Below are 17,382 nucleotides of genomic sequence, written 5' to 3'. Positions count from 1 at the left end.
TAAGACTTCAGGAAATTCGCAGATGCGAAGGCTAAGAAGGGAAATCAGAAAACAAAAAACCCCGCCGAAGCGGGGTTCAAAATTGGTCGGCGAGAGAGGATTCGAACCTCCGACCCACTGGTCCCAAACCAGTTGCGCTACCAAGCTGCGCTACTCGCCGTTTTACTGCTTTTTGAATTTTTAGTTCAATTCTTTAAGTCGTGGTGCGAGGGGGGGGACTCGAACCCCCACATCCTAAGGACACTAACACCTGAAGCTAGCGCGTCTACCAATTCCGCCACCTTCGCATTTCACAACTTTAAATTAATGGGGTGGCTAATGGGATTCGAACCCACGACAACTGGAATCACAATCCAGGGCTCTACCAACTGAGCTATAGCCACCACTGCAAATCTTTTACGCGGTATTAAAACCACCGCAGCTCTGGCACCCTACTAAATGGTGCGCCCGACAGGATTCGAACCTGAGACCTCTGCCTCCGGAGGGCAGCGCTCTATCCAGCTGAGCTACGGGCGCTTAGCGCCGTTGCGGGGCTGGATATTACGGAGGTCTCGGTCTTCTGTCTAGTGCTTTTTTAAAATAAATTATCGTTTGGTCATGGTTTGTGCGTTTTGTCGCTTATTCCCGCAATTTATGGGCTGTGCCATGACGATTCAGACCAAAAACCTTATAAATGAGCGTCACGGCCAGTAAGAAACCCATGCCAACAAAAAGCGACATTCGGGTATCTTCATTAAAGTACATGCCAATTAATACGCAAATCAGGAACGCCATCGTCAAATAATTCGCCCACGGGAACAGAATGGAGCGGAATGGATGACTGGCAATCGCCGCTTTATGCGCCTGACGGAAACGCAGCTGGCTTATCAGGATCACAAACCACGGCACCATCCCCGGCAACACGCTGGCGCTATAGACATAAACAAACACGCGCTGCGGGTTAGGAATGATGTAGTTCAGGCATGAGCCAATCAGCAGGATCGCGATAGAAATAGCCACTCCGGCAACCGGCACGCCATGGCGTGATACTTTTCCAACAACGGCAGGAAGCTGGCGATTCTTTGCCAGCGCGTAGAGCATACGCCCACAGCTGTACATGCCGCTGTTACAGCCTGACAGCGCCGCCGTCAGCACCACAAAGTTAATAATCCCTGCCGCAGCAGTAATACCAATCTTGGCAAAGGTGAGAACAAACGGGCTGCCGTTGCTGCCAATCTCATTCCACGGGAAAATAGTGACGATGACAAAAATCGCACCAACGTAGAAAATCAGAATGCGCCACAGCACTTTACCCACCGCGCTACGCAGCGTGACCTGTGGATTCTTCGCTTCTCCTGCAGTGATGCCGATCAGCTCCACGCCCTGGTAAGACGCCACAACAATACACAATGCCGTCAGGAAGCCCTTCCAGCCCCCAGCAAAGAAGCCGCCGTGCTCGGTCAGGTTGCCAAAACCAATCGCCTGGCCGCCATTGCCAAAGCCGAAGAAAATCACCCCAACCCCAATGACGATCATCACAATGATGGTGGTCACTTTGATCATGGCAAACCAGAACTCAATTTCACCATACAGGCGAACCGCAGCGAGGTTTGCCAACGCAACCAGTCCGACCGCGATCAGTGCGGGTATCCATTGCGCCATTTCCGGGAACCAGAACTGCACATACACCCCGATGGCGGTAATCTCTGAGATCCCCACAGCCATCCACATAAACCAGTATGACCAGGCGGTGAGATAGCCAAAGAAGGGGCTCATATAACGGTGAGCGTAAACAGCGAATGAACCGGCAACCGGCTCGAGGAATAACATCTCCCCCATAGAACGCATGATGAAAAAGACGAACAGCCCGGCGACGATATACGCCAGCAGAACCGAAGGTCCCGCCCATTTAAGGGTACTGGCGGCCCCCATAAATAGCCCAACGCCAATAGTGCCCCCAAGGGCAATTAATTCGATGTGACGAGCCTCCAGCCCACGCTGTAGCTCAGGTTTGTTCTCGGCCATAAATCCTCTTGTTGTGTTTGCATGCTGTCCGGTATTACCGGTTCTCGTTATGGGTACATCTTGTTATGCCATAACAGGCCATACGGCACCGACCGCTTAACGGTTGGCGCCAAACACACCATGGCACTGCAATGATTGTTGCGAATGGTTTCCTAAAATCGCTTAAATGGCAATTAAAGCATTCAAAAAATGAATAGATTGTGCGAGAAAGCAGCGATAATGTTGTGAATAAGTAGCGTAATTAGCAGATAACGCTACTTATCAGAGGAGAGAGCGTCAGAGGTTGCCGGTATAGTGCCAGCGGAGATAGCGTAATAAGCGAAGTTGTCGAGTAATACGGCTCGGCTGCGACAATAAGCGATACAGCCACTCCAGCCCCAGATTTTGCCAGATTTTAGGCGCACGCTTAACGTGACCGGTAAAGACGTCGTAGGTGCCCCCTACGCCCATATACAGCGCGTCAGGGTGAGTCTTGCGGCAATCACGCATAAAGATCTCTTGTTTTGGCGAGCCCATCGCCACAGTCACAATTTGCGCACCGCTGGCGTGAATACGCTCAAACAACGCCTGACGCTGCTCTGGGGTAAAATAACCGTCCTGACTACCCACAATGTTCACGCGCCACTGCGCACGTAGTTTTGCTTCTGTTTGTGCCAGAACTTCAGGCTTGCCGCCAACCAGGAAAACTGGCGTTCCGTTTTGCCCAGCTCGCGCCATCAGCGCTTCCCAAAGGTCAGCTCCGGCCACGCGTGAAACCTGCGCCTGTGGGAATTTTTTGCGCACCGAACGCACCACGCTAATCCCATCCGCATACTTGAACTCCGCGGCGTTGATCAGCTCCCTCACTTCAGGGTTATCTTCTGCTGTCAGCATCTTCTCAGCGTTAATAGCCACCAGCGTTCCTGACCTGAGGTGTCCTTCGGCAAACAGGTAATTCAGCGCATGTTGCATATCGCGCCAGCCAATCAGTTGTAATCCGCGCAGCGAATACAGCGGCGCAGTTGTGTTATCTGTCATTACGATCCTTCAATCTGTGTCCGGGGCAGCGATTTGATTCGTTTATGAATGAGTCCCGCGCTATCAAACAGCCAGAACAACAATTTTGCCACCAGTAGGCAAACGCCGAAAATCACGAGGAAAAAGACCACTCGTGAGACAAACGAATCCAGCCCTTCACGTGCCAACACGATCATATTGAAAATGGCGCCAAAACAGAAACTGTGCAAAATCGCCGCCTTATAGCGATTGGTTTCTCGGTTACCTAGCTCATACAGCCAGTCGAACCACTTGATGATGAGCCCAACAACAATCGCGCCTAATGGTATAAACAGCGCCCCGCCCATCACCACCAGTGAACCAATTAACGTCGGCGAAATCGCCAGTCCTGAGTGGTTGTTCAACACTTCCCAGGTAAAGTAGTTCGCTGAGTTGAGTACAATACTCGGCCGCCCAGGCCACAGCCAGGAGGGAATAAAGACGTAGAAGTCACGGACAATCGGCGCCAGCCCCTGGAACTCAATATTGTGGTAATTCTGCAGCAACAGCGCAAGGTTCTCCCACGGTGAGAAGGTGTCTCGCGTAAGGTACAGGAACGTATAGAACGCCTCATCGCCGCTAACGCTCATTCCGTAGCGCTTCAACGCCAGCCAGAACATCCCGACAATTCCCAACACGCCTGCAGCGGCCAACATCCACAGCGAAATCCAGCCGCGAATAATGCCGATAAACAAGAAGATGGCAAACGCGATAATGATATTGGCCCGCGTCCCACCCACAATCATATAGGTCAGCAAACCAAACGCGACGGTACTCACGAGGAAGAACACCCACGCTTTGCTGTCCTGACGCAAGAAATAAACCACCAGCATTGCCGGAATGAAGAAGTAGAAGAAACGCTTCAGAGCGACGCCAGAGACTTCACTGGAAAAAATCTGGCTATAGGATTGCAGTCTGAACAGCAGGAATCCGTTGTGCATAAAGAAGATGCCCACGCTCACCAGCGCAATCGCCATCAGGATAACCCAGGTCAAATGGGCTTCAACACGATTGATGGTAAACAGCGGCCTGCGCGGCTTATCATCTACTCGTTTGCGCAAGCGCGTTTTATACGTCACGTAGTAGACGGCATAGAAACAGGCGGCTGACAGCAAGGCCTGCAGCAGGATCTCCGGCGGAGCCACTGCCACATCAAAGCGGAACACCAGGATGCTGGTTAACGGGAATCCGAAGAAGAACGTCAGCAAGAACAACAATGAGAAGAAAACATTGAAGTTAAAACGCACGCGGCGGAACTCAAACCAGGTCAGCGTGGCGATAAACAAGGTGGAGAGCAGCCAGACCACCAGAAGACCGCTGAATTGCATCAGGCTCATACGGTTTCTCCTGAAGCAATGCGCAGCGCATTGTGCCACGGCTGCAGATAATTCGGGCTAAAGAAGGTAATAGTATTTTTATCTACCGATGCCAACTGGCGCTGCGCTTCACGTACGACGCCTTCATTGAGATCATCAGTGGTAAATAACACCGGAAGATTTTGTTCCACCATATCCTGCCAGAAGGGATTTTCACGGTTGAGCACGCATGGGATACCCGCCTGGATCAGCAAACACAGGGTACCGATTCCCTGTTGACGGGCAAAAATAAAGTAACCCAAATCACACTGCCGCAATAATGTTAGATAGGCATCAAATTCCAGCTTTTCACTCAAAATTTGCAGATTATCTGCGCTAAATAACGCCAGGCCAGCCTGGCGAACCTCGTCGATATAGGCCGCATTATTGGCGGGATAACCCATCGGCACAATCACATTCACCGTGTCACCAAACTGCTGATGGACGGCACGAAGCGCGGCAACATGCTCATTGCTGCGATCGCCAGAGTTGCCAACCAGCACCGTCATCTTGCCGCTGCGCTGGCAATCATTGCTCATGTTATTGAGTGAAGGATCCATTCGCGTTGGGAAATAGAGCAACTCACCCCGCACACGGGGATGTTGCTCGGCGAAATAACGTAAATCGCCCCGTGTGGCAAACACGCAGCCCACACGATTCTGCGCCATGCGGCGAATCGGGTAAAACAGGCGGAATTTCAGTCCACTGGAGACTTCGTATAAATCAGCGCCCCAGATATGCCAGTAAAACTGCGCCGGTTTAATCCCGCCACTCAGCAGCGCCAGCCACAGGCTGGTGTTGAACTGACCGTGGAAGAAGAAACGCTGTTGGCGATCCGCTTTTGCTTTCGCGATCACAGCGTCAGCAAGCGCCTTTTTCCCGCTGTAGAAGCTTAGCGATAACGCCGGGCAGCTCTCACTGAGTCCCGCATCCTGACCGGCAACCATAAACGTGCGCGCATGCTCGCTCGTCGCGGCCAGCGAGTCGTTGAAAAACCGCAACACGGTTTGGTTATGGTGAGGGATATCCGATCCCAGAACGTGAATCAGTTCAGTCATGCCCGCCTACGCCAGAGTAAAAACACGCCACAACAAAGAGAAAAATAGACGATGTACGTTGCCATATAAGCCTGTGCCGCTCCCAGCGCACCGTGTGCAGGGATCAGCCAGTGAGCAAACACCGTCAATAACATGAACTGGCTAATTTCAGCCAAAATATAAAACCGCAGCGATGCTTTCGCGATCACCAGATACCCAAAGACATACGCCCCAACTTTCAGTACATCGCCGACCAGTTGCCAGGCAAACAGATCGCGCATGGCGGTGAATTTTGCGGAGAAAAGCAGCCAGATCGCAAAATCACGCAGCAACCAAACAGTAAAGCTCGCTGCGGCAACCGCCGGTAACACGAACTTCAGCGACTTAACCACCTCGCGCGTAATGTCGCGCTTTTCGGTCAGTCGAGACAACGTCGGAAGCAAGTAAACGCTGAATGAGGCGGTAATGAATTGCAGATAAGCATCAGAGATACTGCTTACTCCCTGCCAAATCCCCACATCATCCCAACTGTACTGCGCCGCCAGCAGGTTTCGCATCATCACGTATGCCACAGGCAGCGTTACGGAGGTAATCAGCGCCATCAGGGTAAACTTGCTTAGCTGTCCAGCCAGGCCGTTATCCCACGAGGGTTTCAGGTAATGCAGGGGAATTGCCCCACGCTTAATCAGCATAATAGCGGCGGGGATAACGACCAACGCGGGCACTAACGCCAGACCCAGCAAAGCGCCTTCATACCCTCCCAGGCGATAACAGCCATAATAAGCCACCACGCCTACCAGGCTACCCACAATCAACGACAGCGCGTTACCCGCCGCATCGCGAAAGCCCTTCATCAACGCCAGCAGCAGGTTCGCCCAGGCAATACCCATCTGCACCAGCGCAACCAGTCTTACCAGCCCCTGATAATGAGTATGGCCAAACAATCCCTGACTGATTGGCGCGGCCGCCAGCAGAAAAATCACCGCTATCAGCGTAGAGAATCCCAGCACCATCGCGGAAGATGTACCGACTACCTTACGGAGCCGGGTCGGATCGTCATGGTGCTGCGCAACATATTTCGTGACGCCGTTGAAAATGCCGGCCCCCGCCAGGACACCAAGCACGGTGACCATCTGGCGGAAGTTACCCGCCTGCCCCACGCCTGCCGGGCCAAACGACACCGCCAGCAGCTTAACGACCAGCAAACCTGCACCAATTTTTACCAGCGTACTGGCTGCCGTCCATAAGGACGCTTTAGCAAGCGACATATCAGGCGAAGTAGTTGAGTAAGGTCGAAATGACCGTTCGCTGGTTTACTGGCGACAGGTTGTAAAACAGCGGCAAGCGCAGCAGACGCTCGCTCTCTTTAGTGGTGAAACGATCAACACCGGCAAATACGCCGAATTTATCGCCAGCCGGACAATCATGTAGCGGGATATAGTGGAACACCGCCATAATTTCAGCTTCTTTCAAGAAGTTAATCAACGCCGTGCGATCGTCGATATCGCGCAGCTTGATATAAAACATATGGGCATTCTGCACGCAGTTTTCCGGGACAGAAGGCAGATCAATGCGTCCGGCACGCGCCAGCGGTTCGAGAGCATCATAGTAGTTCTGCCACAGCGCCAGACGCTGCTGGTTAATACGGTCAGCCGCTTCCAGTTGTGCCCACAGATAGGCAGCCTGCAGATCGGACATCAGATAGCTGGAGCCAATATCACGCCAGGTATACTTATCCACCTGACCGCGGAAAAACTGGCTGCGGTTAGTTCCTTTTTCACGGATGATCTCTGCACGTTCGACTAATTTTTTATCATTAATCAGCGTCGCACCACCTTCACCGCCTGCGGTATAGTTTTTGGTCTCATGGAAGCTAAAGCAACCGATGTGACCAATCGTCCCCAGCGCCCGACCTTTGTAAGTCGACATGACGCCCTGGGCCGCATCTTCCACGACAAACAGGTTATGTTTGGCCGCCAGCGCCATGATGGTATCCATTTCACAGGCTACGCCCGCGTAATGCACCGGAACGATAGCGCGGGTCTTGTCGGTGATCGCCGCTTCAATCAGCGTTTCGTCAATGTTCATGGTATCCGGGCGGATATCAACAAAGACAATTTTCGCGCCACGCAGCACGAAAGCATTGGCCGTGGAGACAAACGTATAGCTCGGCATAATGACTTCATCGCCAGGCTGGATATCCAGCAGCAATGCCGCCATCTCAAGCGATGCGGTGCAGGAAGGCGTCAGCAATACTTTCTCGCTGCCAAAATGCTGTTCCAGCCACTGTTGGCAGCGACGGGTAAAACCACCGTCGCCACACAGTTTGCCGCTGTTCATCGCAGACTGCATGTAATCGAGTTCAGTGCCCACCACCGGCGGTGCGTTAAATGGAATCATCGTGTCACCTGTATAACCAATACGCGGTGCTTTCCACATTCGCACCACTGTGTATATAACGTTTAAGCGCGGCGGTATTGCCCATTTGGGTCGCCACGCGCAATGTTGTTTTACCGCGAGTCTGTGCCCAGCAAAGGGCGGCCTGCATCAGTTCTGCTCCCGCCCCACGCCCGGCCAGCAGGCCAATTCGCGCATCGGTCGCATTCAGTTCACGCAGCGAGACATAGCCACGAATATCACCTGCCGGTGTACGAAAAACGAGGCATTGATGATCGAACGTCCCCAGCACCGCGTTTTCAATCCACTGCGCATAAAAACGCGTGCTGGCATCTGCGGCATACCACGGAGCGCGAAAACGACTTTGCGCGAACGCCTGTCCTGCCAGTTGGCGTAATGCAGGGATATCCGTAGTTTGTGCGACCTGCGCACCGGGGTCGCCATGCGTACACATCACCGGCAGCACAAAATCCACTTCACCTTCAACCAGTGAGAAACCCAACTGTTGCAGGGCATCTAATTCATGGGTATTGGCGGCAGGAATTTTTGCCTGTACCCGCGACCAGGGCTGCAACACATCCGCAGTCAGAACCGGCGCGCGTTGGTCAAAACGCACAATGGCGCTATTCACGCCAAAGAACGTATTTTCCCAGCTAAGCGGCTCAATACTGGCGCGGACGAGCACGGAGCAGCTCCAGCAGGTATTGACCATAACCCGTTTTGGCCAGTGAACTGGCAGCACGCTTCACGCCTTCGTCATCCAGCCAACCGTTACGCCAGGCGATTTCTTCCAGACAGGCTATTTTAAAGCCCTGGCGTTTTTCCACCGTCTGCACAAAAGTACTCGCTTCGATAAGACTGTCGTGCGTACCGGTATCCAGCCAGGCAAAGCCACGCCCGAGCAATTCTACCGTCAGATGTCCGTCATCAAGATACATCTGGTTGATAGACGTAATCTCCAGCTCCCCACGCTCAGAAGGTTTTACGCGTTTTGCGTATTCCACCACCTTGCTGTCATAGAAATAGAGACCGGTCACCGCCCAGTTTGATTTTGGTGCTTTCGGCTTCTCTTCCAGCGAGATAGCTCGAAAATTGTCGTCAAACTCCACGACACCAAAACGTTCAGGATCCATCACCTGGTAACCAAACACCGTCGCGCCTTGCGTTCTGGCGGCTACGTGACGCAGTTTTGGACTGAATCCCTGACCAAAGAAGATATTGTCTCCTAACACCAGACATGATGGTTCCCCGTTAAGGAACGTTTCACCAATGATAAACGCCTGTGCTAATCCATCCGGACTGGGCTGCTCAGCATAGTGCAATTCAATGCCGAACTCAGATCCATCGCCCAGTAAGCGCTGGAAATAGCCTTTATCTTCCGGTGTAGTGATAATCAGGATTTCGCGAATTCCCGCCAGCATCAATACTGATAACGGGTAGTAAATCATCGGCTTATCGTAAATAGGCAATAGCTGCTTCGATACGCCACGCGTAATGGGATACAGGCGAGTACCTGAGCCACCCGCCAGAATGATACCTTTCATGCGTTGTCTCCTCCGGGAGCCAAAACCAGGCTGTTAGCCCTTCAGACCTAAACGTTCGCCCTGGTAACTGCCGTCCTGCACGGGTTTCCACCATGCCTGATTAGCCAGATACCACAGCACGGTTTTGCGCATTCCGCTTTCAAACGTTTCTTGCGGCATCCAGCCTAGTTCACGCGCAATTTTCGACGCGTCAATGGCGTAACGCAAATCATGACCCGGGCGATCGTCCACAAAAGCAATCAAGTCGCGGTACTGCGCGATACCCTGCGGCTTTTGCGGTGCCAGCTCTTCCAACAGGCTGCAAACCGTTTCGACAACTTCCAGGTTTTTACGCTCGTTATGACCACCGATATTATAGGTTTCTCCCACCGCGCCCGTTGTCGCCACACAATAGAGCGCCCTGGCGTGATCTTCTACATACAACCAGTCACGGATCTGTTGCCCATTGCCGTAAACCGGCAACGGCTTCCCCGCCAATGCGTTGAGGATCATCAGCGGAATCAGTTTTTCCGGAAAGTGGTACGGACCATAGTTGTTAGAACAGTTGGTTATCAGCGTTGGCAGACCGTAGGTACGCAGCCAGGCGCGAACCAGATGATCGCTGCTGGCTTTCGACGCGGAATAAGGGCTGCTCGGTGCATACGGTGTGGTTTCAGTGAAGAAATCATCCGTAGAATACAGGTCGCCATACACCTCGTCAGTCGAGATATGGTGGAAACGAAACGCTGATTTTTTCTCGCTGGTTAAATCACCCCAGTAAGCGCGCGCCGCTTCCAACAGCGTGTAGGTTCCCACAATGTTAGTTTCGATAAAGGCGGCCGGACCATCAATTGAGCGATCGACGTGGCTTTCTGCCGCCAGATGCATCACGCAGTCCGGCTGATAGTGTTGAAACACCCTGTCGAGCGAAGCTCGATCGCAGATATCGACTTTCTCAAAGGTAAAACGAGGATTCTGTGCAACCGGCTCCAGCGACATCAGGTTTCCGGCATAGGTCAGCTTATCGACCACAATTGCCGCATCCTGAGTCTCCTGAATGATATGCCGTACAACCGCCGAGCCGATGAATCCCGCTCCACCGGTAACCAGAATTCGTTTCATTAGCGCCAGACCCCTTTGGTATCAACGATATATTGCTGGTGAACCGCATCGCCTTTAATGGCTTTAAATTCATTATGGTCGACCAGCAAGACCAGCACATCGGCGCTAGCCAGGGCATCGTCCAGCGCTGCCAGTTGGCACAGACCGTCCAGTTTTTTCGGCAGTTGATGGATGTTCGGTTCCACTACCAATGTTTCGCCTTTGTGCCAATGCGCGATGCTTTGCGCAATTCCCATCGCCGGGCTTTCACGTAAGTCATCAATATTCGGTTTAAATGCCAGACCAAAACAGGCAATTTTCACTTCGCTGGCCCGTTTATTGGTATCCGCCAGACAGTCGGCCACGGCAGCTTTTACCTGATCAACCACCCAATGAGGTTTACCGTCGTTTACCTCACGCGCGGTGCGAATCAATTTCGCCTGCTGCGGGTTCTGCGCCACGATAAACCACGGATCAACCGCGATACAGTGCCCGCCAACCCCCGGACCCGGTTGTAAAATATTCACGCGCGGATGGCGATTTGCCAGTCGAATCAGTTCCCAGACGTTGATCCCCTGATCGGCGCAAATCAGCGACAGCTCATTGGCGAAGGCGATATTGACGTCGCGGAAGCTATTTTCAGTCAGTTTGCACATTTCCGCCGTACGGGCGTTGGTCACGACACATTCGCCCTCCAGGAAAATGTTGTACAGTTCGCTAGCACGCGCGGAACAGACGGAGGTCATTCCCCCAATCACGCGGTCGTTTTTAATCAGTTCAACCATCACCTGGCCCGGCAGCACTCGCTCTGGGCAATAAGCAATGTTAACGTCCGCGTGTTCACCGACTTGCTGCGGGAAACTCAGGTCAGGACGCATTTCAGCCAGCCATGTGGCCATCTGTTCAGTGGCCCCGACAGGCGACGTCGATTCAAGGATCACCAACGCGCCTTTTTTCAGCACCGGTGCAAGAGATTTAGCCGCGGCTTCCACATAAACCATATCGGGTTCGTGCTCCCCCTTAAACGGAGTAGGCACAGCAATCAGATAGGCATCCGCATCTACAGGGGTTGTAGTCGCACGCAGAAATCCATTTTCGACCGCCGTTTTCACCACGGCGCCCAAATCTGGCTCAACGATATGAATTTCACCGCGATTAATGGTATCCACCGCGTGTTGATTTACATCTACGCCAATCACATGCTTTTGACGGGAAGCAAAGGCAGCCGCCGTCGGCAGTCCGATATAACCCAGCCCAATGACAGAAATGGTCGTAAAACTCATAGCGATATCCGATTATTTTTTAACGCGTGTAAAATGCGGCCACATGCCTGCCCGTCACCATACGGATTATGGGCACGGCTCATGGTCTGATATTCATTGTCGTCATGCAGCAAACGCGTGACTTCTTCGACAATACGCTGCGGGTCGGTCCCTACCAGACGTACTGTGCCTGCAGTAATCGCTTCCGGACGTTCCGTCGTTTCGCGCATCACCAGTACCGGTTTCCCCAGAGATGGGGCTTCTTCCTGAATCCCGCCAGAGTCGGTAAGGATCAGCCAGGCGTGATTCATCAGCCAGACAAACGGCATGTAATCCTGCGGTTCAATCAGGATGACGTTTTCAACGTGCCCCAGAATGCGATTAACCGGTTCGCTGACGTTAGGATTCAGGTGCACCGGATAGACAATCTGTACGTTCTGATTGGCCGCGGCAATTTCCGCCAGCGCATGACAAATGTGTTCAAAACCACGACCGAAGCTTTCCCGACGATGACCGGTCACCAGTATCATCTTTTTATCCGAGCTCAGGAATGGGTAATGCTCTGCCAGTTCAGCTCGTAATGCATCACTCGCCAGTACGCGATCGCGTACCCAGATCAACGCATCAATAACCGTATTACCTGTAACGAAGATACGGCTATCAGAAATGTTTTCCCGTAACAGGTTTTGGCGCGAGTTTTCTGTTGGTGCAAAATGATACATCGCCAGATGCCCGGTCAGCGTACGGTTCGCCTCTTCCGGCCAGGGAGAGTAGAGATCGCCTGTACGTAAGCCTGCCTCCACATGCCCTACCGGGATGCGCTGATAGAACGCGGCCAGGCTAGTAGCAATGGTGGTTGTGGTATCGCCGTGAACTAACACAACGTCAGGTTTAAAATCAGCCAGAATTGGCTTTAATCCTTCCAGTATTCGGCAGGTAATTTCTGTTAGTCCCTGACCTGGCTGCATAATATTGAGATCGTAGTCAGGTACAATGGAAAAGAGGTTCAACACCTGATCGAGCATCTCCCGATGCTGCGCCGTGACGCAAACTTTTGCCTCAAAATCAGGATCTTTTGCCAGCGCATGAACCAGAGGTGCCATTTTTATGGCCTCCGGTCGCGTGCCAAATACAGTCAGTACTTTCACATCGATTCTCTTCGGATTGGCAGTGAGGGCCCAGCCCCTCACTGCAACGATATTGCTAAATCGTGCGGCGACGGGTTAACGCGACACCAGCACCGATCAGAGCCCCAACGATGCCCCACATAATCATCAGGAAGGCACGACGAGGGCTGTCACGTTTTACCGGTTCCTCCGGCGTACGCAAATAACGATAGGTCTGAAAACGCGGATCCAGAGTTGGCCCAACGTTCAGTGTGTTAAGCATGGCTCGGTTTTGGAAGTAGTCCAGATCGAAATCGGGACCAACAGATTGCAGGTTTTCGAGTCGCGCCTGCAGCATAGGACGTCCAAGCAAAAACAGTTCAGAATCGGGTAGCTCTTCAGCCGGAACATCAGTGGAAGTACGCGAAATATTATGCTGTTCAGCAATTTTGAGAGCCTGCTCAATGTTGTGAACTCTGCGAGAGAAAATCGATTTCGCCACTTCTTCCTGGCGTTTAACCTGCGCCTTCATCTGCACAGTGCGCGCAGCCCAGGCTCCCTTTAACTCGTCGTTCAGATGACGCGCCGCACGCTGACTGGCAAACGCGACGTACTGACGCAACAGATTGTTGGCATCAGGTGCCGTTTCGGCAATCAGCTTCACGCTGTCATTGGTATTACGAACCGCATCGCCGGGCATAAACTGAATGTTATTAATCAGTTCATCCAGCATCGCCGCATCGGCTTTACTGTTCCCCACCATACGTTGCTTGTAATAATCAGTCTGCTGCCAGAATTCACGGCGCGTATCCCATGAGGCAAGCTGCATGATAAATTCTTTATAGGCCTCATCCATCACTGACGGCTGATCCGCAGATGCAAGACTGGCCTTGATGTCCAGGTTACGTAAGAACTGCTGCTGAGAGTAATAGCCGCCCAACATATTAACCGTTGGCCTGTCTGAAATCGCCGTCGCGCTCCACTCCTGACGAGCAAAAAACGTATAGGCGAGAGCGACTAACGCGAAGGCGAGAGCCATACCGACGATCCACACCTTCCCTGTCCACAAAGTACGAAACAACCCACGGATGTCCAGTTCATTTTCAGCGCTCATGGCATGTTCCCCCGGTAATGGTTGTGTCATCGTACCCTCAATTTATTTGGTTAAGTTTGGTTTACTGTCACGGTTTCTACGCAACTTGCGCTTCCAGCGTTTGATAAATCTCGCTACCTTCCAGGCACGTTTAATACAATAGTCATACAAGACAAATGCCAGTAAAAAGAGCACCAGCATCACCCATTCCGGAACGACCCGAGAATATTCAGCCAACACGCCGATAGAAGCCAGGATCGCAGCAGCCAGCGTAATCAGGACAAAAGCCTGTCGGGAAGTAAACCCGGCGCGCATAATTAAATGGTGAATATGTTGGCGGTCCGGGGAGAAAGGGCTCATACCTTTACGTAAACGACGATACATGATCGCCACCATATCCATTAACGGAATGGCAATAATCCACAGTGCGGTGACCGGGCTAATAGGATGCGTTTTACCTTGAGTGGTCTCCAGCAGGATCCAGATGACCGTAAAGCCAATCAGCGTACTCCCCGCATCGCCCATAAAGACCTTATAGCGACGTCCGAGAATACCCAGGTTCAGCATGATGTAAGGCAGAATGGCGGCGATCATGGCAAAACACCAGATAGCCAGGCTTGTCTGGCCGTCAAACCACAAGATAAGCCCCATTGCGGCGAATGATACGCTGGATAGCCCGCCTAACAGACCATCAATCCCATCCACCATGTTAAAGGCGTTAATTGCAGCCCAAACGGCGAAAAGGGTAAGGAAATAGCCAAAAGGACCGAGCACCATCTCCCAAGGGCCAAAAATGAACCCAAGGCTCAACAGATAGAGCTTACCTACCGCCATCATAATGATGCCGATGATAGCCTGGATGGTCGCACGGATTTTTACACTGATATCAAAGCGGTCGTCCAGTGCACCGATAAACACCAATACACCGGCACAAGCCAGGTAGAGAGTTGCGTGCGGGATATAATAATCGGCGATGAGGAACGTAAAGCAAATACCTGCGTAAACCGAAATCCCCCCAACCAACGGAATCAGTCCCTGATGACGTTTGCGGAAGTTGGGTTTATCCACCAATCCTATCTTTTTCGCAACCTTGCGGGCAAAGAAAAGAAACAGCGTTGTGAATAAAAAAATACTGATGAGATCAGTACTTGCTGTCAGTAAATTCACTATACATACTCTCAAAGAATATCAATATATGAAGTATAACCATCCAGGCGATTATTCAGAAGAGAAACCCGATTCCATATCAGGTGGTTCTGTATGATTATTAACCACAAAATACGAATTACAACCCTTCATCGCCAGGCGGTATGTCATACCGGATTATTATTATTGTGTCGTTAAGATTACATCCACAAAAGCAAAACGCCACGTAAAAACGTGGCGTTTTCAGATGATGCCCGAATCAGGAACGCTTCATCATATCGAAGAAGTCGTCGTTGGTCTTGGTCATCGCCAGTTTGTTAATGAGGAATTCCATTGCATCGATTTCACCCATCGGATGGATGATTTTGCGCAGGATCCACATTTTCTGCAGCTCTTCCTGGGTGGTGAGCAGCTCTTCTTTACGGGTACCGGAACGGTTGTAGTCGATAGCCGGGAAGACGCGTTTTTCAGCAATCTTACGAGAGAGATGCAGCTCCATGTTGCCGGTACCTTTAAACTCTTCGTAGATAACTTCATCCATTTTAGAGCCGGTATCAATCAGCGCAGTCGCGATGATGGTCAGGCTACCGCCCTCTTCCACGTTACGTGCAGCACCAAAGAAACGCTTCGGACGATGCAGGGCGTTGGCGTCCACACCACCGGTCAGTACTTTACCGGAAGCCGGAACCACGGTGTTATATGCACGCGCCAGACGGGTGATGGAGTCAAGCAGAATGATAACGTCTTTCTTGTGTTCAACCAGACGTTTCGCCTTCTCGATAACCATTTCCGCAACCTGAACGTGGCGGGAGGCTGGTTCGTCAAAGGTAGAGGCAACCACTTCACCTTTCACCAGACGCTGCATCTCGGTAACTTCTTCCGGACGTTCGTCAATCAGCAGCACCATCAGCACGCAGTCAGGATGATTGTATGCAATGCTCTGCGCGATATTCTGCAGCAGCATGGTTTTACCCGCTTTCGGCGGAGCAACAATCAGACCACGTTGGCCACGACCGATCGGCGATGCCAGATCCAGTACACGCGCCGTTAAGTCTTCAGTAGAACCGTTACCACGTTCCATACGCAGACGAGAGTTTGCGTGCAGCGGCGTTAAGTTCTCAAAGAGGATTTTGTTACGGGCGTTTTCTGGTTTGTCGTAGTTAACTTCGTTAACTTTCAACAGCGCAAAGTAGCGTTCACCTTCTTTCGGCGGGCGAATCTTACCAGAAATGGTATCACCAGTGCGGAGGTTGAAACGGCGGATTTGGCTGGGAGAAACGTAGATGTCATCAGGACCGGCGAGGTAGGAGCTGTCTGCAGAGCGGAGGAAACCAAATCCATCCTGCAATATCTCCAGCACACCGTCACCAAAGATATCTTCGCCACTCTTTGCGTGCTGCTTCAGGATGGCAAAAATAATGTCCTGCTTGCGCATACGAGCCAGGTTTTCCAGGCCCATATTTTCGCCGAGAGTGATCAGCTCAGAAACCGGCGTATTCTTTAATTCGGTAAGATTCATAATGGTGTGAGTTCTTAAACTTGGGGTAAATCTCGAACTTAATGTTGTGAATGGTATGGCAGGGTCATCCATGCCTGTTTACGGCCATCAACTCATGTCTGTTCGCTGTCTGGTCACAGGAAAGTACGCAGAACTGAAACGACAAGACGGATTGAGTGACAAGCCAGGAATCTGTCCACTCCTCGCGCGAGAAACAACGGGAAGTATTGGATATAACTAGATTCAAACTTAATAAGGTATGTTTAATACGAAGTCAACACTAACTTAGCACGACTCAAGTCGGGCGTCCAGTCATCCGAATCATTTCGAAGTAGGGTCGCCCGATCATGAGACTTCCTTACGCTAAATTAGCGTCGAGGAATTCTTTCAACTGACCTTTGGACAGCGCGCCGACTTTCGTCGCCGCAACTTCGCCGTTTTTAAACAGCAACAGGGTCGGGATGCCACGGATACCATACTTCGGCGCGGTGCCTGGGTTTTGGTCAATGTTCAGTTTAGCAACCGTCAGTTTGCCCTGATATTCGTCAGCGATTTCATCCAGAATCGGAGCGATCATTTTGCACGGACCGCACCACTCTGCCCAGAAATCAACGAGGATTGCTCCGTCCGCTTTGAGTACATCCGTGTCAAAACTGTCGTCAGTCAGGTGAATAATTTTATCGCTCATAATAACTCCACAGGAATAAGCCTGGTGCATTGGTGTAGCATTAATCAACGACGTGTTGATGTAGCATTAACCAACTAAAGGTTGACTTTATTTCACCGGATACGCTTTCGTAAAGCAATAGTAAGCTGATATTCTAC

General features: G+C 51.7%; 16 protein-coding genes and 4 tRNA genes. All 20 read right to left on the bottom strand.

Annotation, left to right across the window (positions count from 1 at the left end; all coding sequences use genetic code 11):
- Positions 1 to 83 precede the first annotated feature (83 nt).
- Positions 84 to 160 (bottom strand) — tRNA-Pro (locus tag OGY33_RS20980).
- A 41-nt stretch (positions 161 to 201) separates the two neighbouring features.
- Positions 202 to 287, bottom strand: a tRNA-Leu gene (locus tag OGY33_RS20975).
- Positions 288 to 307: 20 nt separating this feature from the next.
- Positions 308 to 383, bottom strand: a tRNA-His gene (locus OGY33_RS20970).
- A 56-nt stretch (positions 384 to 439) separates the two neighbouring features.
- Positions 440 to 516 (bottom strand) — tRNA-Arg (locus OGY33_RS20965).
- Positions 517 to 618: 102 nt separating this feature from the next.
- Positions 619 to 2,004 (bottom strand): bifunctional threonine/serine APC transporter ThrP, encoded by a 1,386-nt coding sequence (gene thrP / locus OGY33_RS20960; protein WP_003828980.1) that lies wholly within the window; start codon positions 2,002 to 2,004, stop codon positions 619 to 621.
- A 276-nt stretch (positions 2,005 to 2,280) separates the two neighbouring features.
- Positions 2,281 to 3,021, bottom strand: coding sequence for a lipopolysaccharide N-acetylmannosaminouronosyltransferase (wecG, locus tag OGY33_RS20955; protein ID WP_003017964.1), 741 nt, complete (start codon positions 3,019 to 3,021; stop codon positions 2,281 to 2,283).
- Positions 3,021 to 4,376: an ECA oligosaccharide polymerase gene (gene wzyE / locus OGY33_RS20950; RefSeq protein WP_020996101.1), complete on the bottom strand. Its 1,356-nt coding sequence runs from the start codon at positions 4,374 to 4,376 to the stop codon at positions 3,021 to 3,023. Before wzyE ends, wecG begins: the two co-directional genes overlap by 1 nt.
- On the bottom strand, positions 4,373 to 5,452 hold the full coding sequence (locus OGY33_RS20945; protein ID WP_048215223.1) for a TDP-N-acetylfucosamine:lipid II N-acetylfucosaminyltransferase: 1,080 nt from the start codon (positions 5,450 to 5,452) through the stop codon (positions 4,373 to 4,375). The genes wzyE and OGY33_RS20945 overlap by 4 nt, the downstream gene beginning before the upstream one ends.
- Positions 5,449 to 6,699 carry a lipid III flippase WzxE gene (gene wzxE, locus OGY33_RS20940; RefSeq protein ID WP_191238979.1) on the bottom strand — a complete coding sequence of 417 codons (1,251 nt, stop codon included), beginning with the start codon at positions 6,697 to 6,699 and terminating at the stop codon, positions 5,449 to 5,451. Before wzxE ends, OGY33_RS20945 begins: the two co-directional genes overlap by 4 nt.
- A 1-nt stretch (position 6,700) precedes the next feature.
- Positions 6,701 to 7,831: a dTDP-4-amino-4,6-dideoxygalactose transaminase gene (gene rffA / locus OGY33_RS20935; protein ID WP_048215224.1), complete on the bottom strand. Its 1,131-nt coding sequence runs from the start codon at positions 7,829 to 7,831 to the stop codon at positions 6,701 to 6,703.
- Positions 7,832 to 7,835: 4 nt separating this feature from the next.
- Positions 7,836 to 8,513 carry a dTDP-4-amino-4,6-dideoxy-D-galactose acyltransferase gene (gene rffC / locus OGY33_RS20930; protein WP_048215225.1) on the bottom strand — a complete coding sequence of 226 codons (678 nt, stop codon included), beginning with the start codon at positions 8,511 to 8,513 and terminating at the stop codon, positions 7,836 to 7,838.
- Positions 8,491 to 9,372 (bottom strand): glucose-1-phosphate thymidylyltransferase RfbA, encoded by an 882-nt coding sequence (rfbA, locus tag OGY33_RS20925; RefSeq protein ID WP_032945685.1) that lies wholly within the window; start codon positions 9,370 to 9,372, stop codon positions 8,491 to 8,493. Before rfbA ends, rffC begins: the two co-directional genes overlap by 23 nt.
- A gap of 33 nt (positions 9,373 to 9,405) precedes the next feature.
- Positions 9,406 to 10,473 (bottom strand): dTDP-glucose 4,6-dehydratase, encoded by a 1,068-nt coding sequence (gene rffG, locus OGY33_RS20920; RefSeq protein WP_191238980.1) that lies wholly within the window; start codon positions 10,471 to 10,473, stop codon positions 9,406 to 9,408.
- Entirely contained in the window at positions 10,473 to 11,735 is a 1,263-nt protein-coding gene (gene wecC, locus OGY33_RS20915; RefSeq protein ID WP_079935203.1) for a UDP-N-acetyl-D-mannosamine dehydrogenase, read from the bottom strand. The genes rffG and wecC overlap by 1 nt, the downstream gene beginning before the upstream one ends.
- A complete protein-coding gene (gene wecB / locus OGY33_RS20910) occupies positions 11,732 to 12,862 on the bottom strand; it encodes a non-hydrolyzing UDP-N-acetylglucosamine 2-epimerase (protein WP_032934208.1) in 1,131 nt (376 codons plus the stop codon). The genes wecC and wecB overlap by 4 nt, the downstream gene beginning before the upstream one ends.
- 55 nt (positions 12,863 to 12,917) lie before the next feature.
- Positions 12,918 to 13,964 carry an ECA polysaccharide chain length modulation protein gene (wzzE, locus tag OGY33_RS20905; RefSeq protein WP_003829003.1) on the bottom strand — a complete coding sequence of 349 codons (1,047 nt, stop codon included), beginning with the start codon at positions 13,962 to 13,964 and terminating at the stop codon, positions 12,918 to 12,920.
- A 12-nt stretch (positions 13,965 to 13,976) separates the two neighbouring features.
- On the bottom strand, positions 13,977 to 15,080 hold the full coding sequence (wecA, locus tag OGY33_RS20900; protein WP_032945680.1) for a UDP-N-acetylglucosamine--undecaprenyl-phosphate N-acetylglucosaminephosphotransferase: 1,104 nt from the start codon (positions 15,078 to 15,080) through the stop codon (positions 13,977 to 13,979).
- Between the two features lie 238 nt (positions 15,081 to 15,318).
- The gene (gene rho, locus OGY33_RS20895; RefSeq protein WP_002437993.1) at positions 15,319 to 16,578 is read right to left on the bottom strand and encodes a transcription termination factor Rho; all 1,260 of its coding nucleotides are present in this window, start codon (positions 16,576 to 16,578) and stop codon (positions 15,319 to 15,321) included.
- Positions 16,579 to 16,665: 87 nt separating this feature from the next.
- The gene (locus OGY33_RS20890) at positions 16,666 to 16,785 is read right to left on the bottom strand and encodes a rho operon leader peptide (protein ID WP_049259789.1); all 120 of its coding nucleotides are present in this window, start codon (positions 16,783 to 16,785) and stop codon (positions 16,666 to 16,668) included.
- 130 nt (positions 16,786 to 16,915) lie between these two features.
- A complete protein-coding gene (trxA, locus tag OGY33_RS20885) occupies positions 16,916 to 17,245 on the bottom strand; it encodes a thioredoxin TrxA (protein ID WP_001280776.1) in 330 nt (109 codons plus the stop codon).
- Positions 17,246 to 17,382: the final 137 nt, after the last annotated feature.

The sequence above is a fragment of the Citrobacter sp. Cpo032 genome (assembly GCF_030332975.1).
GTDB lineage: Bacteria > Pseudomonadota > Gammaproteobacteria > Enterobacterales > Enterobacteriaceae > Citrobacter > Citrobacter portucalensis.
This window is presented reverse-complemented; position numbering and strand designations above follow the sequence as displayed.